Annotated in this window: 20 protein-coding genes and 2 tRNA genes; 8 read left to right on the top strand and 14 right to left on the bottom strand. The window is 64.5% G+C overall.

The genetic code is table 11. The features are described from left to right. Positions 1–45: 45 nt before the first annotated feature. Both ACZ0AV_RS20775 and ACZ0AV_RS20770 read right to left on the bottom strand, forming a co-directional pair. Positions 46–122 (bottom strand) — tRNA-Asp (locus ACZ0AV_RS20775). Positions 123–134: 12 nt separating this feature from the next. Then, positions 135–210: transfer RNA gene (locus ACZ0AV_RS20770), tRNA-Val, on the bottom strand. A 319-nt stretch (positions 211–529) separates the two neighbouring features. Here ACZ0AV_RS20770 and rdgC point away from each other — a divergent pair. From rdgC to sugE, 3 genes are all read left to right on the top strand, one after another. Then, positions 530–1,450: a recombination-associated protein RdgC gene (gene rdgC, locus ACZ0AV_RS20765; protein ID WP_499152773.1), complete on the top strand. Its 921-nt coding sequence runs from the start codon at positions 530–532 to the stop codon at positions 1,448–1,450. A gap of 189 nt (positions 1,451–1,639) precedes the next feature. After that, positions 1,640–2,578 carry a bile acid:sodium symporter family protein gene (locus ACZ0AV_RS20760; protein ID WP_499152772.1) on the top strand — a complete coding sequence of 313 codons (939 nt, stop codon included), beginning with the start codon at positions 1,640–1,642 and terminating at the stop codon, positions 2,576–2,578. A 112-nt stretch (positions 2,579–2,690) separates the two neighbouring features. After that, positions 2,691–3,008 carry a quaternary ammonium compound efflux SMR transporter SugE gene (sugE, locus tag ACZ0AV_RS20755; RefSeq protein WP_499152771.1) on the top strand — a complete coding sequence of 106 codons (318 nt, stop codon included), beginning with the start codon at positions 2,691–2,693 and terminating at the stop codon, positions 3,006–3,008. Positions 3,009–3,059: 51 nt separating this feature from the next. Here the strand turns inward: sugE and ACZ0AV_RS20750 are convergent, their stop codons facing one another. From ACZ0AV_RS20750 to ACZ0AV_RS20710, 9 genes are all read right to left on the bottom strand, one after another. Next, positions 3,060–4,934 carry an MFS transporter gene (locus ACZ0AV_RS20750; protein ID WP_499152770.1) on the bottom strand — a complete coding sequence of 625 codons (1,875 nt, stop codon included), beginning with the start codon at positions 4,932–4,934 and terminating at the stop codon, positions 3,060–3,062. Positions 4,935–5,029: 95 nt separating this feature from the next. Beyond that, positions 5,030–5,920 (bottom strand): LysR family transcriptional regulator, encoded by an 891-nt coding sequence (locus ACZ0AV_RS20745; protein ID WP_499152769.1) that lies wholly within the window; start codon positions 5,918–5,920, stop codon positions 5,030–5,032. Between the two features lie 446 nt (positions 5,921–6,366). Continuing rightward, on the bottom strand, positions 6,367–6,831 hold the full coding sequence (locus ACZ0AV_RS20740; RefSeq protein ID WP_499152768.1) for a nuclear transport factor 2 family protein: 465 nt from the start codon (positions 6,829–6,831) through the stop codon (positions 6,367–6,369). A gap of 46 nt (positions 6,832–6,877) precedes the next feature. Then, positions 6,878–8,944 (bottom strand): 2Fe-2S iron-sulfur cluster-binding protein, encoded by a 2,067-nt coding sequence (locus ACZ0AV_RS20735; protein ID WP_499152767.1) that lies wholly within the window; start codon positions 8,942–8,944, stop codon positions 6,878–6,880. A gap of 334 nt (positions 8,945–9,278) precedes the next feature. Then, positions 9,279–9,881, bottom strand: coding sequence for a glutathione S-transferase family protein (locus ACZ0AV_RS20730; protein WP_499152766.1), 603 nt, complete (start codon positions 9,879–9,881; stop codon positions 9,279–9,281). A 132-nt stretch (positions 9,882–10,013) separates the two neighbouring features. Continuing rightward, positions 10,014–10,343 carry an AzlD domain-containing protein gene (locus ACZ0AV_RS20725; RefSeq protein ID WP_499152765.1) on the bottom strand — a complete coding sequence of 110 codons (330 nt, stop codon included), beginning with the start codon at positions 10,341–10,343 and terminating at the stop codon, positions 10,014–10,016. Beyond that, on the bottom strand, positions 10,343–11,053 hold the full coding sequence (locus ACZ0AV_RS20720) for an AzlC family ABC transporter permease (RefSeq protein WP_499152764.1): 711 nt from the start codon (positions 11,051–11,053) through the stop codon (positions 10,343–10,345). Before ACZ0AV_RS20720 ends, ACZ0AV_RS20725 begins: the two co-directional genes overlap by 1 nt. A gap of 261 nt (positions 11,054–11,314) precedes the next feature. Further along, entirely contained in the window at positions 11,315–12,163 is an 849-nt protein-coding gene (locus ACZ0AV_RS20715; protein ID WP_499152763.1) for an AraC family transcriptional regulator, read from the bottom strand. 2 nt (positions 12,164–12,165) lie between these two features. Further along, positions 12,166–12,735 carry a GNAT family N-acetyltransferase gene (locus ACZ0AV_RS20710; RefSeq protein WP_499152762.1) on the bottom strand — a complete coding sequence of 190 codons (570 nt, stop codon included), beginning with the start codon at positions 12,733–12,735 and terminating at the stop codon, positions 12,166–12,168. A 262-nt stretch (positions 12,736–12,997) separates the two neighbouring features. Between ACZ0AV_RS20710 and ACZ0AV_RS20705 the strand changes: the two genes are divergently transcribed. Then, complete coding sequence (locus ACZ0AV_RS20705) at positions 12,998–16,474, top strand: hybrid sensor histidine kinase/response regulator (protein ID WP_499152761.1); 3,477 nt, start codon at positions 12,998–13,000, stop codon at positions 16,472–16,474. Positions 16,475–16,869: 395 nt separating this feature from the next. After that, on the top strand, positions 16,870–17,211 hold the full coding sequence (locus ACZ0AV_RS20700) for an FKBP-type peptidyl-prolyl cis-trans isomerase (protein WP_499152760.1): 342 nt from the start codon (positions 16,870–16,872) through the stop codon (positions 17,209–17,211). 24 nt (positions 17,212–17,235) lie between these two features. Here ACZ0AV_RS20700 and ACZ0AV_RS20695 read toward each other — a convergent pair whose 3' ends face one another. From ACZ0AV_RS20695 to ACZ0AV_RS20685, 3 genes are all read right to left on the bottom strand, one after another. Continuing rightward, on the bottom strand, positions 17,236–19,062 hold the full coding sequence (locus tag ACZ0AV_RS20695; protein ID WP_499152759.1) for a glycosyl hydrolase family 28 protein: 1,827 nt from the start codon (positions 19,060–19,062) through the stop codon (positions 17,236–17,238). A gap of 191 nt (positions 19,063–19,253) precedes the next feature. Next, positions 19,254–20,633: a DNA recombination protein RmuC gene (locus ACZ0AV_RS20690; RefSeq protein ID WP_499153419.1), complete on the bottom strand. Its 1,380-nt coding sequence runs from the start codon at positions 20,631–20,633 to the stop codon at positions 19,254–19,256. Positions 20,634–20,783: 150 nt separating this feature from the next. Continuing rightward, positions 20,784–21,191, bottom strand: coding sequence for a tetratricopeptide repeat protein (locus ACZ0AV_RS20685; protein WP_499152758.1), 408 nt, complete (start codon positions 21,189–21,191; stop codon positions 20,784–20,786). 522 nt (positions 21,192–21,713) lie between these two features. On the opposite strand from ACZ0AV_RS20685, the gene ACZ0AV_RS20680 reads away from it, so the two are divergent. Genes ACZ0AV_RS20680 through ACZ0AV_RS20670 form a run of 3 tightly spaced genes read left to right on the top strand, consistent with a single transcriptional unit; the run spans position 21,714 to position 24,881 of the window. After that, positions 21,714–24,320, top strand: coding sequence for an intermembrane phospholipid transport YdbH family protein (locus ACZ0AV_RS20680; protein WP_499152757.1), 2,607 nt, complete (start codon positions 21,714–21,716; stop codon positions 24,318–24,320). 14 nt (positions 24,321–24,334) lie between these two features. Further along, on the top strand, positions 24,335–24,526 hold the full coding sequence (locus tag ACZ0AV_RS20675; RefSeq protein WP_499152756.1) for a YnbE family lipoprotein: 192 nt from the start codon (positions 24,335–24,337) through the stop codon (positions 24,524–24,526). Between the two features lie 10 nt (positions 24,527–24,536). Further along, positions 24,537–24,881, top strand: a complete 345-nt coding sequence (locus tag ACZ0AV_RS20670) for a YdbL family probable chaperone protein (RefSeq protein ID WP_499152755.1) — start codon at positions 24,537–24,539, stop codon at positions 24,879–24,881. Positions 24,882–25,022: the final 141 nt, after the last annotated feature.

Below are 25,022 nucleotides of genomic sequence, written 5' to 3'. Positions count from 1 at the left end.
TTTTACGTTGCTTCCGGGTGTTCAGTGGGCCCTGGAAGCGATATATGGCGCAGCGGACGGGACTCGAACCCGCGACCCCCGGCGTGACAGGCCGGTATTCTAACCGACTGAACTACCGCTGCGCATACCTCGATTGGTGGGTGATGACGGGATCGAACCGCCGACCCTCTGCTTGTAAGGCAGATGCTCTCCCGGCTGAGCTAATCACCCTTCACTCTCGAAGTGGGGCGCATTCTAGAGAGCGACCTGAACCTTGGCAACCCCCTCGGCGAAAAAAAATTATCGGTGTTCCAAAGGCTTAGGAATCATCACGGTTTCAGCCCATAAATATCCGCCGGCCTCGATACAGGGTTGGCCTAATCAGCCGCCGGAAGGAATAATGCGCCCTCGCGCTGGTCTGAACGTCGCGCGGCGCATTTGCCGAGCTGCCGCCACACTGCCCATGCCCTGCCTACGCAGAGGCCTCGCGCCCGAATTGTCGATTTTCTGCGCGCCACGCGCGCATCCGCTAACTGGAGACACCCCGCTCATGTGGTTTCGCAACCTGCTGGTCTACCGCCTCACCCAGGACGTCAACTTCGCCACCGAAACGCTGGAAACCGCGCTGGCTGCCAAGCCCGCACGCCCATGTGCCAGCCAGGAACTGGCCACCTATGGCTTCGTCGCCCCATTCGGCAAGGGCGAGGATGCCCCGCTGGTGCATGAGAGCCAGGGCTTCCTGCTGATTTCGGCACGTAAGGAAGAACGCATCCTGCCCGGCAGCGTCGTCAAGGACGCCGTGAAGGAAAAGGTCGACGAGATCGAAAACGAGCAGATGCGCAAGGTCTACAAGAAGGAACGCGAGCAGATCAAGGACGAAATCGTCCAGGCCTTCCTGCCACGCGCCTTCATCCGCAAGTCGGCGACCTTCGCTGCCATCGCACCGGCCCAGGGACTGATCATCGTCAACGCCTCCAGCCCGAAGCGTGCCGAAGACCTGCTGTCCACCCTGCGTGAAGCCATCGGCTCGCTGCCAGTACGCCCGCTGACCGTGAAGATCGCCCCGAGCGCGACCATGACCGACTGGGTCAAGGCTCAGCAGGCCGCGGCCGACTTCCACGTGCTGGACGAATGCGAGCTGCGCGACACCCACGAAGACGGCGGCATCGTGCGCTGCAAGCGCCAGGACCTGACCGGTGAGGAAGTGCAACTGCACATGAGCTCCGGCAAGCAGGTGACCCAGCTGTCCCTGGCCTGGCAGGACAAACTGTCCTTCGTGCTCGATGACAAGCTGGTGGTCAAGCGCCTGAAATTCGAAGACCTGCTGCAGGAACAGGCCGAGCAGGATGGTGGCGACGACGACCTCAGCCAGCAGGACGCCAGCTTCACGCTGATGATGCTGACCCTGATCGAGTTCCTGCCGGCACTGTTCGAAGCACTGGGCGGCGAAGACACCCCTCAGGGTATTTGATATAGCGCATTCGCGTAGGGTGGACGGCGCCTTATCCGTCCACCGCTATGCTTACCTGCTGCATGCGACGTCCCGGGCTGCCTCGCGCGGGCCTGAGCTTTGCCGCTGACATCGCTGCAGCATCCAATTACCGGCTCCGCGGTTCTTGCCACTTCGCAGCCAGCTACCTGTCATTACGGAATCCCTGTCATGTCCGCCCTGATCGCCCTCAGCCGCTTCGTCGGCAACACCTTCGCCATCTGGGTTCTGCTGTTCGCCGTGCTGGCGTTTCTGATCCCCGGTGCATTTCTCCCGCTCACGGCGTGGATCGTGCCGCTGCTCGGGCTGATCATGTTTGGCATGGGCCTGACCCTCAAGACCGAAGACTTCCGTGAGGTGGCCCGACACCCGGTGCGCGTGCTGATCGGCGTGCTGGCGCAATTCATCATCATGCCGCTGCTGGCCTGGCTGCTGTGCAGGCTGTTCGCCCTGCCGCCGGAAATTGCCGTAGGGGTCATCCTGGTGGGCTGCTGCCCGGGCGGTACGGCCTCGAACGTCATTACCTGGTTCGCCAGGGGCGATCTGGCGCTCTCGGTCGGCATCACCGCGGTGACCACCCTGATGGCGCCTATCGTCACCCCGGCACTGATCTGGCTGCTGGCTTCCGAATGGCTGCCGGTGTCGTTCTGGGCGATGTTCAGCTCGATCCTGCAGATGGTGCTGCTGCCGATCATTCTCGGCCTGGTCGCCCAGCGCCTGCTTGGCCCGCGGGTCAGGTTGGCGGTCGAGGTACTGCCACTGGTCTCGGTGGTCTCCATCGTCGCCATCGTTGCCGCGGTGGTTGCCGCCAGCCAGGCGAAAATCGCCGAATCCGGGCTGTTGATCATGGCCGTGGTGATCCTGCACAACGGTCTCGGGCTGGGCCTTGGTTACCTGGCCGGCGTGCTCAGCGGCATGCCGCTGGCGCAGCGCAAGACGCTGTCCATCGAGGTCGGCATGCAGAATTCCGGGCTGGGCGCAGCACTGGCCAGCGCGCATTTCTCGCCGCTGGCGGCCGTACCGAGCGCGCTGTTCAGTGTCTGGCACAACCTCTCGGGGCCCTTGCTGGCAACGCTTTATCGGCGCATGAAGGACGACAGACAGGACTGATCGCGGTGTTCCGTGACAGGCGCTTCATGCACAATAGTGGGGCACGCCGGGGACGACCCCGGGCCTCGTGCGTGGCTGCCGGGGACGACCCCACCCACAGTGGAATCGCTGCATGTCCTGGATCATCCTGTTCTTCGCCGGCCTGTTCGAGGTCGGCTGGGCCGTTGGCCTGAAATACACCGACGGTTTCACCCGCCCCCTCCCCACCCTGCTGACGGTCGCGGCCATGGCGATCAGCCTGGCCCTGCTCGGCCTGGCGATGAAGGAACTGCCCCTGGGCACCGCCTATGCCATCTGGACGGGCATCGGCGCCGTGGGCACGGTCATCGCCGGCATCATCCTGTTCGGCGAATCGATGGCGCTGACGCGCCTGCTCAGCGTGGTATTGATCATCTGCGGCCTGATCGGTCTCAAGCTCAGCCACACCTGAAACCACAGGGCCCGCCAATTGGCGGGCCCTGTCGCTCGGCGCAGACGCCCCTCAGCGCCTGTTACCTCGCAAGGCTGCCACCTCTGCCTGCAGCACCTCCCGCGTGGCCGCCGTCGCGTCGATCGGCGCGCCGGCTACCAGTTCCACTCGAGACCAGAAACGCCGGAACGGGCGCTTGTGCGGGTCACGGCTGAAGAAACTGCCCCACAAACCGCCCAGGGCCATGGGAATCACCGGTACCGGATAGTCCTGAAGGATGCGCTCGACGCCGGCCTTGAACGCATCGATCTCGCCGTCGGCGGTCAGTTTGCCTTCCGGAAAAATGCACACCAGTTCGCCGTCGCGCAGGTATTCGCCGATGCGTTTGAACGCCGCATCGAACACCAGCAAATCCTCGTTGCGCCCGGCAATCGGCACGGTTCCGGCGGTGCGGAAGATGAAGTTGAGCACCGGCAGGTTGTAAATCTTGTAGTACATGACGAAACGGATGGGCCGGCGTACCGCGCCGCCGATCAGCAGCGCATCGACGAACGACACGTGGTTGCATACCAGCACCGCCGGCCCTTCATCGGGGATGGCATCCAGCCCCTTGTGCGACACCCGGTACATCGAGTGGCCGAGCAGCCAGATCAGGAAGCGCATGGTGAATTCAGGGACGATCTTGAAGATGTAGCTGTTGACCGCCACGTTCATCAACGAGATGACCAGGAACAGTTGCGGGATCGACAGCCCTGCCACGCTGAGAAAAAGGATCGACACCAGCGCGGACACCACCATGAACAGGGCATTGAGGATGTTATTGGCGGCGATCACCCTGGCGCGCTCGTTTTCGGCGGTCCGCGACTGGATCAGGGCATACAGCGGCACGATGTAGAAACCACCGAATATGCCAATACCCAGAATCGACCCCATCACCCACCAGGCGTGGCCGTAGCCCAGCAGCGCCAGCCAGTTGTGCGGCTGCGCTTGTTGCGGCACGCCGCCCGAGGCCCACCAGAGCAGAATGCCGAACAGCGACAGGCCGATGGAGCCGAACGGCACCAGGCCGATCTCCACCTTGCGCCCGCTCATGCGCTCGCAAAGCATCGAGCCCAGGGCGATGCCCACCGAAAACACGGTGAGAATCAGCGTGACCACGCTCTCGTCGCCGTGCAGCCACTCCTTGGAATAAGCGGGAATCTGCGTCAGGTACACCGCGCCGAGGAACCAGAACCAGGAGTTGCCGACCAGCGAGCGCGACACCGCCTTGGGCTGCATCAGGCCCATGCGCAGGGTCAGCCAGGTCTGCCGCAGGAGGTTCCAGTCCAGCGCCAGCGTCGGCAGTGCGGCCTCGGCCCGCGGAATGGCCCGCGCCGACAGGTAGCCGAGCACCGCCACCAGCACCACCGAGGTGGCGACGATCACGCTGTAGTGGCTGCTGGTGAGCATGATGCCGGCGCCGATGGTACCCGCCAGGATCGCCAGAAAAGTGCCCATTTCCACCAGCGCATTACCGCCCACCAACTCCTCGGGTTTCAGCGCCTGAGGCAGGATCGAGTACTTCACCGGGCCGAACAGCGCCGACTGCAGGCCCATGGTGAACAGCACGCCGAGCATCAGTGGCAGGCTGCCAAGCAGCACGCCAAGGCCGCCGACCAGCATGATGAAAATCTCGAAGAACTTCAGCCGGCGGATCAGCCAGTCTTTCGCGAATTTCTCGCCGAACTGGCCGCCGAGCGCGGAAAACAGAAAGAATGGCAGGATGAACAGCATGGCCGCCACGTTGACCAGCAGGTCGCGGTCCGTGTCGAGGCTGAGCTTGAAGAGGATGGCGAGGATCAGCGACTGCTTGAAGATGTTGTCGTTGAATGCACCCAGCAGCTGAGTGATGAAGAACGGCAGGAAGCGCCGGCTTTTCAGCAGGGCGAATTGCGATTGCTGGCTCATCGAGACCTTCCCTATGGATGATTCGCTGAGCATTGGACTGCAACTGTGCGGGCAAAGCCACAGCTCCGGGCATTTTTGTCGAGCGCGGCACCTTTTCAGTTGAACAGCGGATTGCCACGCAGCCGAGCCACCGCAAGATCAACGAATGCTCGCACCTTGGCCGGCGCCTGGCGGCCCTGCGGGTACAGCACGTGGATCGGCAAAGGCGGCTCCTCGAAAGCATCCAGCACGACCTGCAGCGTGCCCTCCTGCAACGCCGCGCCGACCTGATAGTGCAACACCCGGGTCAGCCCCCAGCCGGCGCGAGCGGTGGCGATGGCCGATTCGTTGGTGTTGGACTGCAGCACAGGATCGACGAGCACCCTTTGCCCCTCGGCGAAGCGCCACTCCGGCGAAGCCCAGGCGCTTTGCGAGACGACGATGCGGTGGTGTTTCAGCTCGGCCGGGGTCATCGGTACGCCGTACGTTTCCAGGTAGGACGGCGCGGCGCAAATGACCCGCCGCACCGAACCGACCTGAATGGCGGTGAAGCCCGAGTCTGCCAAGTGGCCGATACGGACCGCCACGTCGATACCTTCATCGACGATATTCACCGGGCGGTCGACGAAAAAAGTACGCGCGTGCATACCCGGGTAGGCATCCAGATAATCGAGCACCAACGGCAGCACGTGCAGATGGCCGAACATCGACGCCGCGGTCACGGCCAGGCTGCCAGAGGGCTCGGCGTAATGACCGGCGGCGGCCAGTTCCGCTTCAGCGATATCGCCGAGAATGCGCCGGCAATCCTGCAGGTAACGGCTGCCCGCATCGGTGGTCTTCACCGAGCGCGTGGTGCGCACCAGCAGCCGGGCACCGATCAGATCTTCGAGGCCGGCGACGATGCGCGTCACCGCCGGCGCGCTCATGTGCATCTGCCGCGCGGTGCTGGCGAAACTGCCGGTTTCCGCGACTTTCACAAAGACTCGCATCGCCTGCCAACGGTCCATCTGCCTGTCGTTCCTCTGCTTGAGCGTTGGCTGCGCTAGTGGCGCAGCGAAGGGAGTATGCCGTATCCGATGGCTGCCGAGAGGCGATGCGACTGCGTATTCAGAACCTGCTCTCGATCATTCAAGACTGGTTCGCGAAATCGACCAGTGACAGGAACGTGGCGACACCATCTGCTCCCACCGTAGGGTGGACAACGCTCTTTTTGTCCACCATTGCGATTGCAGAGCGGTGGATGGGTCGGGCCGCGTAGGTGAAGCGTCCTCCACCCTGCAGCCTGCTCCTTGCGAGGTATTGCGATAGCTGTCGTCGACGCGCTTTTTGTGGGAGCGCGCCATGCGCGAAAAATCGCGGGCACGGCCCGCTCCCACAGGGAGAATGCAGCTATCTGCTTCTGCCTCCAAATCCTCAAGCAACCCCAGACCCTCGGACGATGGCGCCCCGCTACTCAGAAACCGAAGTCACTGAGGCTCGGATGATCATCCGGGCGACGCCCCAACGGCCAGTGAAATGTGCGCTCGGCCTCGGTGATCGGCTTTTCGTTGATGCTGGCGTGGCGTGTGCGCATCAGGCCGTCATCTGCGAACGCCCAGTTCTCGTTGCCGTAGGCGCGGAACCACTGTCCGTTGTCGTCGCGGTACTCGTAGGCGTAGCGCACGGCGATACGGTTACCGGTAAAAGCCCACAGCTCCTTGATTAGCCGATAGTCGAGTTCGCGGTTCCATTTGCGGGTCAGGAATGCTTCGGCCTCGGCCCGATTGGTGACGAACTCGACGCGGTTGCGCCAGTGGGTATCGACCGTATAGGCCTGCGCCACCTTGGCGGCGTCGCGGCTGTTCCAGCCGTCTTCGGCCAGACGTACTTTTTCGATGGCGGATTGCTCGTCGAACGGCGGCAGCGGTGGGCGCGACATGGCACAACTCCTTGCTTGGGTTGGGAAAACCGGTTGGGGGTGAATATCAGAGCGCCAGTTCGAGGCGCTCATCATCGGCGCCTTGCGGCTGCGCCGGTACTGCACAGCAGATCAGCACTTCGTTGTCGTCGAGCTTGGCGGCAGGTTGCTTCAGGTAACTCACCGCGCCTTTCAGCAACCGAGTTTTGCAGGTTCCGCAGGAGCCTTCGCGGCAACTGAATTCCGGCTCCAGGCCACGTGCCTCGGCCAGTTCCAGCAAGGTGCCGGAGCCCGGCGTCCAGCGTCCTTCCTTCAGCGACTCGGTGAACAGCACCGGTACCGGCTCGTTAGCCGGCGGCAACATGACGGCAGCGGCCACCGGTTGTTCACGGCTACGCACCAGGGACGCCGGGCCGAAACCTTCGGCATGGATGCGCCGGTCAGCGATGCTGTAATCGCGTAAGCCATCGTACAGGCCCTGGGTGAACGGCGGCGGCCCGCACAGGTAGAAGGCGTAATCGTCAAAGGCCAGAAAACGGCTCAGCAGCGCCATGTCGATGCGCCCTGCCGTGTCGTAATCGATGCCCGGTTCAGCGCCACGCGTATCGCTGAGCACACGCACCAGCCTGACGGCACCCTGGGCGGCGGCGACCAGGTCAGCGAGCTCACGGTCGAAGGCGCGCTCGGCTTTCGAGCGGGCGGCGTAGAACAGCGTGACCGGCCTGATGCGCTGCTGGCGCCAGCCTTCGTAAACCACATGACGCAGCATCGCCAGCATCGGCGTGATGCCGATGCCACCGGCCAGCAGCACCAGCGGGCGATGCTCCTGCGCGTCGAGGGTGAACGCACCGGCTGGCGCGCGGGCTTCGATCAGGTCGCCCTCACGCAGTTGATCATGGAGAAACTGCGACACCCGTCCTTCGCGCTTGACGCTGATCCGGTAGGTGCCATCGGACGGCGCGACCGACAGGGTGTAGGTGCGTATGAGCGGCTTTTCATCCGCGCCAAGCTGCACCCGGATCGGTAGATGCTGGCCCGCCAGGTGCGGCAGCAGCCCGGCGCCATCGAGCGGTTCGAGGTGCAGCGAACGGATCGACCGGCTTTCCTCGACGATGCGCGACACCCGCAGCGTTCGCCATTGCGTGGCGTACTGCGCAGCACGCAGCCGGTCGGCAGCCTGCTGCCAGTTGCCGGTCAGCAGCGAACTGTCCGCCCAACCATCGCGACCCAGCGCCCAGCGCAAGGCCACTGCGCCCGGACGGCGCACGATACGCCGCGCCCGAAACCTCCACAGCCGCTCGGCGCCCTGGAATGCAGCGATCTCCGGTGAGTCGAAAACGAGCTCCGCCGCGCCGCTCAGTTGCAGCACGTCACCCGTGGCGAAATCCACGAATAGCAGGCCGGCTTTGCCGTTGAGCACGATGTTGCCCAAGGTGGAAAAGAACAGGTTGCCGTTAAAGTCCGGGATGGTCAGGGTGCCATCCGCGTCGACACGCACGAAGCCGGTATTGCCGCCGCGATGCGAGACATCGACCTGGCGGTGCCCCTCGACATCGGCATAGGTAGCCACGAAAAAGGTATCCGCCCCTTCGATCAATGCCCGAGCTGCGGCATCCAGCGCCGGCAACGCCTCGACCTCACCAGCGAACGGTGTCGCCGGATCACGGGCGAAGGTGAAATCGCGTTGCTGTATGTAGCGCGGGCAGTTACCGAAGCTCTGCTCGACGTTCACCCGCAGGCCCTGAGTACCGGCCGCCACCACACCATTCATGCGGTTGCGCCGGCGAGTGTGCAGCTCGATACCCAGCAAGCCAAGCGCCGCGCCCTCGCCCATGCCCTGCGCGACAGGATCAGCCGGGTGCGGACGGGCAGCGATATCCAGCGCGGTGGGCGTCGGCGATGCCATGAAACCAGCCGCCCCTTCGAGCATGCCGGCCCAGGCGGCGTCTTCTGCGTCCACGCTGCCCAGTACGATGAACGGCAACTGGGCGTAAAACTCGCGGTGCTGGTCGGGCATGAAGTCGCGCACCACACGCTTGCCGACCGCGGCCATCCGCTCGGCGACGCCGAGTTTTTCCTGGATGAAGGTTTCACCCGGATGCCAGGTGGCAGGCACTTTCGCAAGATCGGTCATGGCGGTTCTCCCGGTGGCGGCAACGGCGGTGTGGCTGCTTAGAGCCTGTTCACGATCTTTATGCGCCTGAAGTAGCAGCTACAAGGCAGTAGCAGCCGTAGGGTGGATGACGCTCTTTTCATCCACCATTGCGATCGCAGAGCGGTGGACGGGTCGGGCCGCGTAGGTAAGGCGTCGTCCACCCTACGACTGTGGGAGCGGGCCATGCCCGCGAAAAATCACGGGCATGGCCCGTTCCCACAATGAATCACCGAACGGCTGCTTTCGCCACTTAGCTGCCAAAATCGGCGAATCTGGGCTGCAAGATCATGAACAGGTTCTTAGGCGTTGGCGGTCAGCCCGGCAGCGCTCTCGGCATCGCGACGAAACCCGGCAACGCCTCGATGCGTGCCAGGAAGGCCCTGACCTGTGCATAGGCAGACAGGTCGACGTTGCCCTCCGGCGCACGGGCCAGATAGCTGTACAGCGCCACATCGGCGATGGTCGGGTGATCGGCGGCCAGCCACTGGCGACCGGTCAGGTGACGTTCCAGGCGGGCGAGCAGCACGTGGGCACGGGCGATCACTTCCTCGGCGTTGAAGTCATGGCCGAATACCGTGATCAGGCGCGCCGCACACGGCCCGTAAGCCAGTTCGCCAGCGGCCACGGACAGCCAGCGCTGCACCGCCGCCGCACCAGCGGGGTCTTCCGGCAGCCAGTCGGTGCGCCCGGTTTTCTTGGCGAGGTAGACCAGGATGGCGTTGGAGTCGGCGACGACCACACCATCGTCCTCCAGCACCGGCACCTGACCGAACGGGTTGAGCGCCAGAAACTCAGGCTGCTTGTGTTCACCCGCAGCGAGGTCGACCTCTATCAGTTCGGGCTTGAGGCCAAGCAGCGAGGCGAACAGAACGGCGCGATGGGCATGGCCGGACAGCGTGACGTGATGGATTCTCATGGGTCGGCTCCTCGTCGATGGTGGGCCGGGAGAACCCCGATCCGTACGACCAGCTTGCGACCCGATGCTGTTTTGAGGAATACGCGTTGTTGGCACTACTTCATTTCGATAAGTGGAATAATCCCACCCACGTCAGATCGGTAGTTGCCCCAGCGCCCAGCGCAGCACGAAGAAAATCACCAGCCCGCCACCGATGGTCGCCAGCAGATGGCGGGTCACCACGGCGATGGCGATGGTCGCCAGGCCCGCCAGCAGGTAGGCGTTGTCCCAGCTCAGCGCCCAGGTGCGCCCGTCGGGCAGCAACATGGCCGGTACCACGATGGCGGTAAGCACTGCGGTCGGGACGTAATGCAGGGCCTGGCGCACCGCCTGGGGGAAGCGCAGGTCGGGAAAGGCGAACAGGCTGTAGCGCGTGGCGAAGGTGATCGCCAGCATGCCCAGGATCAGAATCCAGTTGTCCATCAGCAAGGCTCCTCCCGCAGCGGCGCCTGGAGGCGCTCGAGCAATACACCCACCACGATGCCGGCAAAGGCTGCGGCCAGCAGGCCGAGTTTGTAGGGCAGGCCATGAAAGATCAGGGCGGTGACCGCAGCCACCAGCGCTGCGGCAACCTGGGGGCGGTTGTGCAGCATCGGCACGACGATGCCGACGAAGGTGGCGATCATGGCGAAATCCAGGCCCCAGGCAGCGAGGTTCGGCACGGCCTGGCCGAACAGCAGACCGATCAGCGTGCAGCCGATCCAGTTGACGTACATGGCCAGCCCCGCGCCGAGAAAATACCAGTGCTTGTGTGGCGACGTATCGGTTCGCGAATAGCGCTGCTGCACCACAGCGAAAGCTTCGTCGGTCAGCCAGAATGCCAGCGGCACCCGCCAGCGCTTCGGCAGGTGGCGTACGAATGGCTGCAAGGTGGCGCTGTACAACGCATGGCGCAGGTTCACCACCAGGGTAGTCAGCCACAGCACCGCCAGCGTGGCGCCGCCGGTCAGCAGGCTGACGGCAATGAATTGCGCGGAGCCGGCGAATACCAGCACCGACATGCCGATGGTCTGCCAGGCATCGAGCCCGGCAGCACCGGCCAGGCTGCCATAGATGATGCCGAACGGCATCGCGCCGAGCAGCATGGGCAGCATGTCGCGCAAGCCCTGAAAGAATTCTTGGTATCGGGACATCGGCTCATCGCTTGACTGAAAAATCGCCTGCAGGCGACAGGGAGCGAGTGAGGCTAGCCCGCCCTGCCCCGGCTGTCTTGAACAATCTTGCGCAGTTCTCGCGTAGCCTGGGTTGAGCGCAGCGATACCCGGGGGCGGTCTTTAGCCTGGCAGTACCTGTGGGAGCGGGCGGGGACGCCCAGTCCATGCCCGCGATTTTCAAGCACATGGACTACGCGCCCCATCCGTTCCCACTGATAACTGCCCCGGGTATCGCTTCGCTCAACCACAGGCTACGGGGCTGTGATGGCAGGCCTTGCGGTACTCGCCGGGGCCCACGCCATACACCTGCTTGAACTGCCGCGTCAGGTGGCTCTGGTCGGCGAAGCCCAGTTGCAACGCCACGCTCAGCGGTGCGCAACCCTCGCGCAGCAGCGCCCTCGCCTGCTCCAGGCGGCGCTGCTGCAGCCAGGCGTGGGGCGGCAGGCCGGTGGCGCGGCGGAACACCCGGGCGAAATGAAACGGTGAAAGATTGACCGCCATGGCCAGCTCTTCCAGCGATGGCGGCTCAGTCAGGCGCGCAGCCAGCAGCTCCTTGGCACGGCTGACGGCCAGCGGCTCGCTGCCAGCGGTCACGCTCACCGCTGTCTGCGCATGGCGCTGCAACAGGTGCAGCATCACCTCGCGCCAGCGCGTCTGACGCTGCAGCACGTTGACCAGTGGATCCTGCAACTGCCGATGCAGGTCGAGCAGCGCAGGCACCAGGTGCTCGTCACGGTGCACACTGCCACGCAACGCCGGTACGCCGGCCGGCAACTCCAGCTCTTCGAGCAGGGCCTGGAATTGCTGGGGTTCCGGGTAGAACACCCGGTAGCGCCAGCCTTCGTCGCTAGCCTTGTGGCCGGTGTGCACCTCGTCGGGATTGAGCAGGGCCAGGTGACCGGCACTCACTACATGCTCCTCGCCGCGGTAGCGATATCGCTCCGCGCCGGCTTCGACCACCGCAATGGCGTAGCTCTGGTGCACGTGGGGCGCGAAGCGGTGCTCGACGAACCGCGCGGTCAGCAGTTCCACGCCACCCACCTCGGCGCAGGAACTGAAACGGGCCTGTTCGCGATCTCCCAGCTGCATGTTCAGACGCCGAAGCGTGCCTCCAGCCCGGCCTTGACCACCGGCCACTCCTGGTCGGTGATGCTGTAGATCACCGTGTCGTCGAGGCGCCCGTCGGCCAGGCGACGGTGATTGCGCAGCAGGCCTTCGCGGATCGCGCCGAGCTTCTCGATGGCGCGCTGCGAGCGCAGGTTGCTGCCGGCGGTTTTCAGCTGAACGCGCACCATCTGCCAGTTTTCGAAGGCGTGGCGCAGCATCAGGTACTTGATCATGCTGTTCAGGCCGGTGCCGTGCTGGCTGGCGTCTAGCCAGGTCCAACCGATCTCCACGGCCGGCAGGGTCGGCATGAAGTCGGCGAAACGGGTGGTGCCGACCAACTGCTCGCCAAGGCGAATCACGAACGGCAGCGCCCGGTCCTCGCGCTGTTCGTGCAGGGCCTGACGGTACCAGTCCAGGCGCTGGGTACCGCTCATGTAGGTCAGCTCCTGGCGATTGGCTTCGGCCAGGGTCACCAGGGCCGGGATGTCGCCATCGAGCAACGGCTCGATGCGCAGGGCGCCACGTTGCAGCGTGATCAACTGCGGCTTGAACATTGATTCTCTCCACGAACACCGGCGAAGGCCCGTCAGTTTCGCACCGAACGCCGGGCCTGTCTGCCATCAACCCTATTGCAACAGCGTGCCGCATTCCTTGCCGTGGTGCCTGTGCGACCATGGTCGCGCCTGACGTTGCGGCGCTTTGCTGCGACACTACTGCGGTATCTTCGCTGCCCCTCGACGGATGCACGCTCAGGTGCACGAGTGCGTGCCAAGATACGACCCAGGCAAGCCCCCTAAGTTTTCCCCCGGAGTCTGCATGTCGCTGTCCAGCTGGCTAATCGCGGCGGTCGCCCTGCTCTACATGGCCGTTCTGTTCGCCATCGCCTTTTACGGCGACCGCCGGCGCAAGCCATTGCCGCCGCGCGTGCGCGCCTGGGTCTACAGCCTGTCGCTGGCCGTGTACTGCACCAGTTGGACCTTCTTCGGCGCGGTCGGCCAGGCTGCCGAACAGCTGTGGTCGTTCTTGCCGATCTACTTGGGTCCGATGCTGCTTCTGCTGTTCGCCCCCTGGGTGATCGAGAAGATGGTGCTGATCAGCAAGCAGGAAAACATCACCTCGATTGCCGACTTCATCGCCGCGCGCTACGGCAAATCCCAATCGCTGGCCATCGTCGTCGCGCTGATCTGCCTGGTCGGCGTGCTGCCCTATATCGCCCTGCAGCTCAAGGGCATCGTGCTTGGCGTCAACCTGCTGATCGGCTCGGAAACCGATCCCGACGGCACCCGCGCCCAGGACACCGCCCTGGTGGTGTCGCTGATCCTGGCCCTGTTCACCATTCTGTTCGGTACGCGCAACCTGGACGTCACCGAACACCACCGCGGCATGGTACTGGCCATCGCCTTCGAATCACTGGTCAAACTGCTGGCGTTCTTTGCGGTGGGCGCCTTCGTCACCTACGGCCTGTACAACGGCTTCGGCGACCTGCTCAGCCAGGCGCAGCGCAACACCGAGCTGGAGGACTACTGGGCGGTGGCGGTGAACTGGCCGGCGATGCTGGTGCAGACCGGCATGGCGATGATCGCCATCATCTGCCTGCCCCGCCAGTTCCACGTCACCGTGGTGGAGAACACCGAACCGCGCGACCTGCGCCTGGCACGCTGGGTATTTCCGCTGTACCTGCTGCTTGCCGCGCTGTTCGTGATTCCCATCGCCCTGGCCGGGCAGATGCTGTTGCCCGGCGGCGTCAGCCCGGACTCCTTCGTGATCAGCCTGCCACTGGCCGAAGCTCATCCGGCCCTGGCCCTGCTGGCCTTTATCGGCGGCGCATCGGCGGCCACCGGCATGGTGATCGTCGCCTCGGTGGCACTGTCGACGATGATTTCCAACGACATGCTGCTGCCCTGGCTGCTGCACCGCAAAAGCACCGAGCGGCCCTTCGAGGCGTTCCGCCACTGGATGCTCACCGCGCGCCGGGTCAGCATCGTATTGATCCTGCTGCTGGCCTACGTGTGCTACCGCCTGCTGGGCAGCAACGCCAGCCTGGCGACCATCGGGCAGATTTCCTTCGCCGCCATCGGCCAGCTGGCACCGGCCATGTTCGGCGCGCTGGTGTGGAAGCAGGCCAACCGACGCGGCGTGTTCGCCGGGCTGATGACCGGTGCCGCGCTGTGGGTCTACACCCTGGTGCTGCCGGTGCTGGCACGCGGCCTGGGCTGGCCGCTGGATATCTTCCCCGGCCTGCGCACCCTGCTGTACGCACCCATCGGCTTTGAAGTGGATGCCCTGACCCGCGGCGTAGTGCTGTCGCTGGCTGGCAACCTGACGCTGTTCGCCTGGGTATCGTCGTTCTCGCGCACTCGGGTGTCCGAACACTGGCAGGCCGGGCGCTTCGTCAACCACGACTTCGGCAACAAGCCCGGCGGGCGCACCGCGCTGGCGGTGCAGGTCAACGACCTGCTGCTGCTGGCGGGCCGTTTCGTCGGTGAAGAGCGCGCGCAGCACAGTTTCAGCCGTTTTGCCGCGCGCCAGGGCAAGGTCTTCAACTCGGCGCAACCGGCCAACAGCGAATGGATCGCCCACACCGAACGGCTGCTGGCCGGCGTGCTCGGCGCTTCATCGACCCGCGCAGTGGTCAAGGCAGCCATCGAAGGCCGCGACATGCAGGTCGAGGATGTGGTGCGCATCGTCGACGAAGCCAGCGAGATGCTGCATTTCAACCGCGCCCTGCTGCAGGGCGCCATCGAGAACATCAGCCAGGGCGTCAGCGTGGTCGACCAGTCGTTGCGCCTGGTGGCCTGGAACCACCGTTACCTGGAAATTTTCGAGTACCCGGACGGGTTGATCTGCGTCGGCCGGCCGATTGCCGAGATCATCCGTTTCAACGCCGAGCGCGGCATGCTCGGCAGCAGCGATGTCGAGGAAAGCGTCGCCAAACGCCTGTACTGGATGCGCCAGGGCACGGCCCACAGTTACGAGCGGGTGTTCCCCAACGGCCGGGTCATCGAACTGATCGGCAACCCGATGCCGGGTGGAGGCTTCGTCATGAGCTTCACCGACATCACCGAATTCCGCGAGGCCGAACGCGCCCTCAAGGCCGCCAACGAAGGGCTGGAGCAACGGGTGGCCGAGCGCACCTTCGAGCTGTCGCAGCTCAACCAGGCACTCACCGCCGCCACTGGCGTTGCCGAAGCGGCCAACGCCTCGAAAACGCGCTTTCTCGCCGCGGTCAGCCATGACCTGATGCAGCCGCTGAACGCCGCACGCCTGTTCTCCGCCGCCCTCTCACACCAGGAAGACGCCCTGCCGCGCGAAGCCCAGGAACTGGTGCGCCACCTCGACAGCTCGCTGCGCTCGGCCGAGGACCTGATCAGCGACCTGCTGGACATCTCGCGCCTGGAGAATGGCCGCATCACCCCGGACCGCAACCCCTTCGTGCTCAACAACCTGTTCGACACCCTGGGTACCGAGTTCACCGTGCTGGCGGCCGAATGCGGCGTCGACTTCCATCTGCGCGGCAGCAGGCTGCAGGTGGACAGCGACAGCAAGCTGTTGCGCCGTGTGCTGCAAAACTTCCTGACCAACGCCTTCCGCTATGCAAAGGGGCGTGTGCTGCTGGGCGTACGCCGCCAGGGTGGGCACCTGCGCCTGGAAGTGTGGGATCGCGGGCCCGGCATTCCCGAGGACAAGCGCCAGACCATCTTCGAGGAATTCAAGCGCCTGGACAGCCACCAGACCCGCGCCGAAAAAGGCCTGGGGCTGGGGTTGGCAATCGCCGACGGGCTCTGCCGCGTGCTGGGCCACAGTCTGGAAGTGCGCTCCTGGCCCGGCAAGGGCAGCGTGTTCAGCGTCACCGTGCCGATTGCCCGCAGCCAGACCGCAGTCGTGCCACGCCCGCGCCTGGAAGGCAGCGGCCAGTTGCTGACCGGCACCCAGGTGCTGTGCATCGACAATGAGGAAAGCATCCTCACCGGCATGCACAGCCTGCTGTCGCGCTGGGGCTGCCAGGTGTGGTCGGCGCGCAACCGTGCCGAGTGCGAAGCACTGCTCGATGGCGACGTGCGACCACACCTGGCGCTGGTCGACTACCACCTCGACGAAGGCGACACCGGCACCGAGCTGATGGCCTGGCTGCGCACCCGTCTGGGTGAGCCGGTGCCCGGCGTGGTGATCAGCGCCGACGGCCGCCCGGAGCTGATCGCCCAGGTGCACGCCGCCGGCCTGGCGTTCCTGCCCAAACCGGTGAAGCCGGCCGCCTTGCGCGCACTGATCAGCCGGCACCTGCCGCGGGTGTAAGGCGTAAGCGGACGTGCATCTGGCAGGGTGGATGACACTCTTCTCATCCACCATTGCGATTGCAGAGCGGTGGACGGATAAAACGTTGTCCACCCTTGTATCTCGACCATGGCCTCTCGTTTGAATTACGCCTCATACGATCATGAGCGGACTACTCCCTCTACTCGCGCGCAGTTTCGTAGGATGGGTGAGACCCATCGGCCATTGATGGGTTTCACCCATCCTACAAGTCTGAATTCCTGCCTGGACCACCACATTGCTGCCATCGCCTCACGGTTGAATTACGCCTCACTCGGTCGTGAACGGATTACACGCCTTTACAGGCGTTCGACGGTTGCAAATCGCCGCGTTTCTTGCGAAAACGCAAGCCCTCGACAACTGACCGGACCGGCAACATGAGTGATGAACTGCGCATAGAAGATCTGCAAGTGGGTGACGGCAAGGCCGCGGTCAAGGGCGCCTTGATCACCACTCACTACCGCGGCTGGCTGCAAGACGGCACCGAGTTCGACTCGTCCCACTCGCGCGGCAAGCCGTTCCAGTGCGTGATCGGCACCGGTCGCGTGATCAAGGGCTGGGATCAGGGCATCATCGGCATGCAGGTGGGCGGCAAGCGGCGCCTGTTCGTGCCCGCGCACCTGGCCTACGGCGAGCGGCAGATGGGCGCACACATTACGCCCAACTCGGACCTGACTTTCGAAATCGAATTGCTCGAAGTGCTGACGCGGGACGACTGAGCCACCCGCGCCAGCTGTTTACCGCTACTGCTTTGGCTGCGGCTCGACACGGTCGAAACTCAGCCCCTCGCTACCCTTGATGTCCCAGGGGTTGCCGTCGCTACCAACGAAGCTCACATCGGTGAAGCTGGCGTTGCGCAGCCCGTCGATCTGCGCCTTGGCCTTACCCTTGAAGCGCACCTGCTCGAAGGCGACGTTCTCGTGGTAGGCATCGTGGGCACTGTCGCCCTTGACCTGAATCGCCGCGCCGGCAGCATCCTCCACCGTCACATTGGCCACGCGGATATCACGGAACTGGCCCGGCACGGTCGAGCGTTTGTAGTCGAGAATGGCGTTGGGGTCGTGGTAATCGAGGGTCATGATCACCCCCTGCTTGACCGTGTTGCGGATCGCCGAGTCGCGAAAGATGACATTGCGCGCGCCGCCGCCCATGAAATTGGTGCTTTTCATGCGCAGGCCGGTGTCGGTGCCATCGGACACATTGTCTTCGGCAAGAATGTTCTGGATCCAGCCGCCAGTGTGGCTGCCGGCAACCACCATGCCGTGGCCGCGGCGGAAGTAGTTGTTGAAGATCCAGGCATCTTCCTGAGGCGGCTGCCTGGTCGCATCGGCGCCCGTGCCCGAAGCGAAGTTGACGCAATCGTCGCCGGTGTCGAAGAAGTTGTTGAAGACCATGGCGCCCTTGCTGTTGGCGAACTCGATGCCATCGCCGTTATTCGCGTCGTAGGTCTTGTGCACGGTATTGGCCATCACCACGTTCTCGGTCTCCAGGTTCATGATGCCGTGGTAGGCCGGGTTGAGTACGGTAAAGCCGCCGTAGAACACGTTCTTGACGTTGCGCAGGGTCATCAGTGACGAGCGCATCTGCCCGTACGCGTCCTTGACGATGATGCCGCGCGCCACCGCCTTCTCGACCTGATCCCTGGCGAGGATGCCGTCTTGCATATAACGGGTGTTGTCGCTGGCCCGATAGAACGGCAGCGGATTGCCCAGTTCGTCCTGGCTGTCGTCGTTGCGCTTCCAGCCGTTGCCGTCGATGGTGCCCTTGCCGACGATGCGGATGTTCTCGAACGACTGGTGCTGGCGTGGGTCACGCGGCAGCGCGTTGATCAGCGACGCCGGGCGCACCATGGTCGAGTACGGGTACTGAATGTAACCCTCCAGCGGGTAATCCTCGGCGCGTTCCGAGCCAAGCAACGTCGCGCCCTCGGCGATTTCCAGGGTCATGTTGCTCTTGAGGTACAGCGCGCCGGTCTTGAACACGCCAGCGGGAATCAGCACCGTGCAGTTCAGCGAACAGGCGTCGATGGCTTTCTGGATGGCGGCGGTGTTGAGCGTCTTGCCGTCGCCCTTGGCGCCCTGCTCCTCGACGTTGAACACCTCGGGCACCGCCGTGGTTCGCTGCACCAGCAGCGGGCTGTCGGCGGACTCCTGGCCTTTGGCGTCCACCGAACGCACGGTGAAGCGGTATTCGGTCTCGGGCTTCAGGCCATCGACGGTGTAATTGTGAAGGGAAATACGGTGGTGGAAGTTCGCCGTATCGTCTTTGTAGAACTGGTCGATATACGGCTTGGCCGGCGAGTGCCGGTCGTTGTTGGCGCTGGCGCCACCGAGCCGCTTGCCGTCCATGTACACGTGATAATCGACGATGCCCGCGGTGTTTTCCGGCTTCTCCCACACCAGAATGATCTGGCTGTCGTCATAAGCCAGGGTCGGGACCTGAACCTTTTGCGGGGCATCCAGTGCCAGCGCAGAAGCGCTGAACAACAAGGCAAGCGGTACGACAACATACTTTTTTGCTTGCCAGGCGCGAGGTGCTGCTGGCGCGGTGAAGCGCTCGATGAGCGGCATATTCTTATCCTTGTTATGGCCAATCTGTTGAATAGACTGAAATTCGCTCAAAGCACATAGCTCGGCGAGCATTCAGCCAGGCATAGTTGCCACACCATCTAGAAGTATGACAACCGACAAGATAGCCAAATTTTCGGACACGTCCAGCCCGCAGGTCAAATCACCCTGGCAGTGGATGTTTCAGGCATGAGTCAGTCGTCCAGTGGTTCATCCAGCGGCAGGCCGGCGGCTCGCTCGAGCAGCTCGGGAGGCAGGCTCTTGCTGGCCCGGGCGCCGAGCAGCTTGATGTTTTCGGCCCGGCTGATCAGGTTGCCGCGACCGTCGACCAGCTTGTTGCGCGCTCCGGCATACGCCTTGTCGAGCTGCTGCAGACGCATGCCCACTTCGTCCAGGTCCTGGATGAACGCCACGAACTTGTCGTACAGCGCACCGGCCCGCTCGGCAATTTCCCGGGCGTTCTGGCTTTGCCGCTCCTGGCGCCAGAGGCTGTCGATGACCCGCAGCGTGGCCAGCAGCGTGGTCGGGCTGACGATCACGATGTGCTGGTCGAAGGCTTCCTGAAACAGGCCCGGATCGGCCTGCAGGGCGGCTGCGAACGCTGCCTCGATGGGCACGAAGAGCAGCACGAAATCCAGGCTGTGCAGCCCGTCGAGGTGCTGGTAATCCTTGAGCGACAGCCCCTTGAGGTGGCTGCGCAGGGACAGCACGTGCTGCTTCAGGGCCAGTTGCCGCGTCGGCTCGTCAGTGGCCGCCACGCATTGCTGGTAGGCGGTCAGGCTGACCTTGGCATCGACCACCACCTGCTTCTCACCCGGCAGCTGGATCAGCACGTCCGGCTGAAAACGCTCGCCGTCGGCGCTCTTCAGGCTGACCTGAGTGTGGTACTCGCGCCCCTTCTGCAGCCCGGCGTGCTCCAGCACGCGCTCGAGCACCAGTTCGCCCCAGTTGCCCTGGGTTTTCTGCCCCTTGAGCGCCTGGGTCAGGTTCATCGCCTCCTCGCTCAGGCGCTGATTGAGCCCCTGCAGGCGCTCCAGTTCCTTGCCCAGTGAAAAGCGTTCGCGTGCCTCCTGCTGGTAACTTTCCTCGACCCGTTTCTCGAAGGACTGAATGCGCTCCTTGAGCGGGTCGAGCAATTGTCCGAGACGCTGCTGACTGGTTTCCGAGAAACGCTGCTCGCGCTCATCGAATATCTTCCCGGCCAGCTCGGCGAACTGCGCCCGCAAGGCATCACGGGCGCCCTGCAGGTCTTCGAGGCGCTGCTGATGGTGTTCCTGTTGCTCGTGCAGCTCGGCGGCCAGCCCGGCTCGCTCGCTGTCCAGGCGACGCAACTCGGCTTCGCGCTGCTCACGCAGGGTCTGGCCGTCCTTAATGTCTTCACGCGCCAGCTGCAGGTCGTTTTGCAGCAGGTGCGTTTCCCGACGCAGCGCGGCGAGTTCGGCCTGCTGGTCTGCCTTGATCTCGAGAATGTCGGCCAGCTCGTCGCGACAACTGTCCAGCTGCGCACTCAGGCCCGCCTGAGCCAGCTGGGCGGCATTCATGCGCTCCTGGGCAAGCCCGGACTGCAGGCGCATCTCCTCGGCCTGGCGCGACAGGGCGACGGCACGCAGCCATAAAGGAACGGCAGCGACGAGCGCGCCGACCATAAAGGCCGGCAGCAGCGAAACGAGATCGAAGGGCATACGAGCATCCAGGCAAGACTGCCGCGCAGTATACCGCGCAGGCTAGAGCCGCCCCAGCAAGTCTCGCGCTTCAGCGTGCCCCTGCAGCGCCGCCAGCTCCAGCCAGTGCCTGGCCTGCTCGGGCTCGAGAGTGCGTGGCTGGCAATAGAGGCGACCCAGTTCCAGCTGGGCGGCGCCGTCGCCGGCACGTGCCGCCTGGCGCAGCAGCTCGACGCCGATACGCCGGTCCCGGGCATTGCCGCAGTCTCGGCAGAGCATCTGGCCGAGGCGGCTCTGGGCCTGCACCACGCCCTGGCGCGCCGGCTGCTTGAGCAAGCGGCCAGCGAAGCGTTTCACACTGTCGGTATGGCCAATGCGCGGGCTGTCCAATAGCCAGGCAGCGACACGAACAGGGACCTGGGCACGGACAGGAAGCGAGTGCAGTTCACAATGGGGTAACACGCGGGGCATAAGAAAAAAGCGGGCGATGGACAGGCGCGCCACTCTACTCTTTTTTGTTTCCAGGTAAAGCCCGCCCTACTGCCAGCTGAGCTGCTTGCGACAATCCACAGAAGCTGTGGATAACTGTGTGCATATCGTGGGCGAAAGGCCTCCCAACGCCGATGATATGGGGGCCCCGGTCAAACTGGCTATTTTTTCGCCACATTGAAAAAATCCATATTTTTCATGCACTTAAAATCACTCATACGACAATCACGGGATTTACGCAAGCGGCAATATGCTGCTTGACAAGCTGCATCTCGATTGTGCACAAGTCCGTCGAGAGGCCGCCCGGCATGCCCTTTTGCGGGGCGCAGCCAGCCTCTGCGCGGCCTCGCGCCGCGACAGGCGGAGCTTCCAGCTGCGCACCAATTAGGCTCATGTCATCGTTTCGACACTAACCTGTGATCGCCCCTTCCGACGAACGCCCGTTTGGCAGCCCCTGCCGCTTCGGGTTAACGTCGCCAATCCGCTCGCCATTGGATGATGCCCATGCCCAGCCGCCGCACCTGGCTGCGACTGTCGGTTGTCGTGACGCTGTTCGTCGCCCTGATCGCCGTCCTTTATCTGGGTGGCCGCTACCTGTTGCAGCGCAACGGCGTCGAATACCTCGACTGGCAGGGCATTTCGCTCTCCGCTGCCGGCGTGCGACTCGATGGCCTGCAACTGACCCAGCGCAGCAGCGCCGGCACGCTGGAGCTGCATGGCCAGGGCCTGCAGCTGGCCTGGCGCGATGCTGGTTTCAGCCTGCCGTTGTTCCAGCACCTGGCTATCGACCGCCTGGCACTCAGTTGGCTGCCGGTGAGCCAGCAGACCGAGCCGGCCACGCCTGCGAGCGATCTCGACCCGCAACGGCTGGCCGCCCCGCTAGGCCTGCTGCCGCGCAGCGTGACGATCCATGCCCTCGATGCCACCCTGCCCTGCGCCCGCGGCCAGTGCAGTGCCAGCGGCCGCCTGAGCCTGCAACGAGACGAGGCCGAGCACACCCGGCTGCAGCTCGATCTCGACCACCAGGCGCAGCAGATAAACCTCAGCCTCGCCGCGCACCCGCGCGATGACGCGATCGATCTGCTACTGACCCTGGCCGTCGATCGGCAGCCCCAGGTGACCATCACCAGCAGCCTGGCGCGCAACGCGAATGGCCTGGCCTGGAGCGGCGAGCTCGACGCCACTCGCCTGAGCCAGGCGGCAGCTCTGCAGACCTGGCTGAGCGCCTGGACGGTTCCGGCCGGCGCGCAATGGCCAGAAGCGCCGGGCGAAGCCGCCCTGCAGGGCTCCTGGCACCTGAACCTGCCGGAGCGCGCAGCGAGTGTCGACAACCTCCTGGCCGCCACGGGTCGCTTCGACCTGCAAGGCAACCTGCCACAGCCCTGGCCATTCCCGGGCCTGGGCCAGGTCCAGGGCCAGCTGGCACTGGCAGCCCACAACGAGGGGCAACGCTGGATCGCCCGGCGCATCGAGGCCGACCTGCAACTGACGCAGCCGACTGGCGACTGGCTGAACGCCGTGCCAGCGCAATTGCGCAGCGAATCGGTACGGCTACAGGTACAAGCCGATACGCCGTTGGGCGACCTGCGTGCCGACCTGGCCGAGCGCAGCCTGCCGCTGAAGCTTACCCTGGCATTGCGTGGCGCCACCCAGGTGGACCTCCAAGGTCGCCTGGCCGCGGCCAGTTCGGCACCCTGGGCCGTGCAGTTCGCCGACGCGCGATTGACCACCCGCACTGCCAAGGCCGACGTGGGCAGCTGGCAACTCGGCGATCTGCGCAGCGATCTGCGCCTCGCGGGCCACGCCGATGGCGCTGCGCTGGCGCTGACCTTCGGCCAGGGCTCGCAGTTGCAGGCGGGCACCGTGCAAGGCGCCGCCCTCAGCGCACAACGGCTGCAGCTCGGCCTTGCTGGCAGCGCTCTCGACCTGCAGTTGCAGGCCGGCGCGGTGCAGCACTGGCAGCTCAAAGGCCCGCTGCAACTCAGCGCCGCACGCGTGGAACAGGCCAACCTCAAGCCCCAGGGCTGGCGTCTGCGGGCCGAGCTCGACGCCGCCGACCAGGCCGGCAGCCTGCGTGGCACGCTGAACAACGACAGCGACCTGCAACTCGACCTGCTTGCGCGCCTGGACGCAGCCCAGAATCTGCAGCTCGAGGCGACCCTCGGCGAGCTGTTCCTGCGCTCCGGCAACCCGCTGGCGAAAACCCTGGTGCAGTGGCCGGAGTTGCTCGACCTCAACAGCGGGCGCCTGAACGCCACCGCGAACCTGGCCCTGGCCCTGGCCGCCGGCAGCGACGCACCGAGCGTCGACCTGAACCTCACTGGCACGGGCCTGGGCGGCATCCATGACCGCGCCGAACTCAACGGCATGGACATCCGCCTGCAGTTCCAGCTGGCCCGCCGGCGCTTCGAGCTGTACGTCCCGCAGCTGAAAATCCAGCAGGCCAATCCCGGCCTGCCCATCGGCCCCCTCGAAGCGCGCGCCCGTTACAGCGCAGCGCTGGCCAGCGCAGACGCGGGCACGCTCGAGGTGAACCTGGCGCAGACCGCGCTCATGGGCGGGCACGTCACCCTCACGCCGGGGCGGTGGAACCTGGCGGCCGGTAATCAGTTGTTTCCTATCCGAATTCGCGGGCTGGAACTCCAGCAGCTTTTCACCCTCTACCCGGCAGAAGGCCTGGCCGGTGACGGTACGCTGGATGGCGACCTGCCGCTGCGCCTGGGCACCAACGGTATCGAGGTGGACGGCGGGCATATTGCCGCGCGTGAACCCGGCGGGCGCCTGCAGTTCAGCTCCGAGCGGATCAGGGCGCTGGGGCGCAGCAACCCGGGCATGCAACTGGTGACCCAATCCCTGGAGGACTTCAGATTCACCACCCTCAACAGCGCGGTCGACTATGATCAGCACGGCCAACTGCGCCTGGCCATGCGCCTGGAGGGCCAGAATCCGGCAATCGAGAATGGCCGGCCGATCCACTTCAACATCAACCTGGAGGAGGACATCCCCAGCCTGCTCGCCAGCCTGCAACTGACGAACCGGGTCAACGACATCATCACGCGGCGCGTGCAGCAACGCATGCTGGAACGCAACACCGCACCCAAGGAGCCTTGACGAGGAGAAGCGCCATGCGCTTGCGTAGTTGCATCACCGCCCTGCTGCTGGGGCTAATGACCGTCGCCTGTACCCCGACGGTACAACTGGCGATGCCCAACGAGCCGATCAACATCAACCTGAATGTGAAGATCGAGCACGAGATCTATATCAAGGTGGATAAAGCGCTGGACAGCATGTTCAGTGAATCCAGCGGACTGTTCTGAGGAAGCGCACATGAGTCTGATCAAACCCTTCGCCGCCCTGCTGTTGCTGCTCAGCCTGAGCCTGCCGGCCCATGCACTCAGCCTCAACGAGGCGATGTCTGCCCTGGGCGACGCCAAGGCCAGCGGCCAGCTTGGCGAGATGCCCACCGGCTACCTTGGCGTGGTCAAGTCCGGTGGGCAGGCCGAGGAGATCGCCAAGCTGATCAACGCCGCGCGCCGCGCCGAGTACCAGAAGCTTGCCCAGCAGAACGGCATCCAGCTGACCGACGTGGAGACCATCGCCGGTCAGAAAGCCATCGACAGGACACCCGCCGGGCAGTACATACAGCAACAGGGCCAATGGCGCCGCAAGTAACCATCCCAAGCGCTCGCCCTCAACCGCGAGCGCTGCGGGGCGCTCCACCGCTGCACCGCGGCAGGGCTAACGGCGCCGTGGATCGCGCGGCTGATCCTCGGTGTGGTGGCGATGATCTGCATCACCGTGATCAGCGTCGCG

This window comes from Pseudomonas sp. AC532, assembly GCF_979258965.1.
Note: the sequence above shows the minus strand (reverse complement) of the source record. Positions and strands in the feature narration are given on the sequence as shown.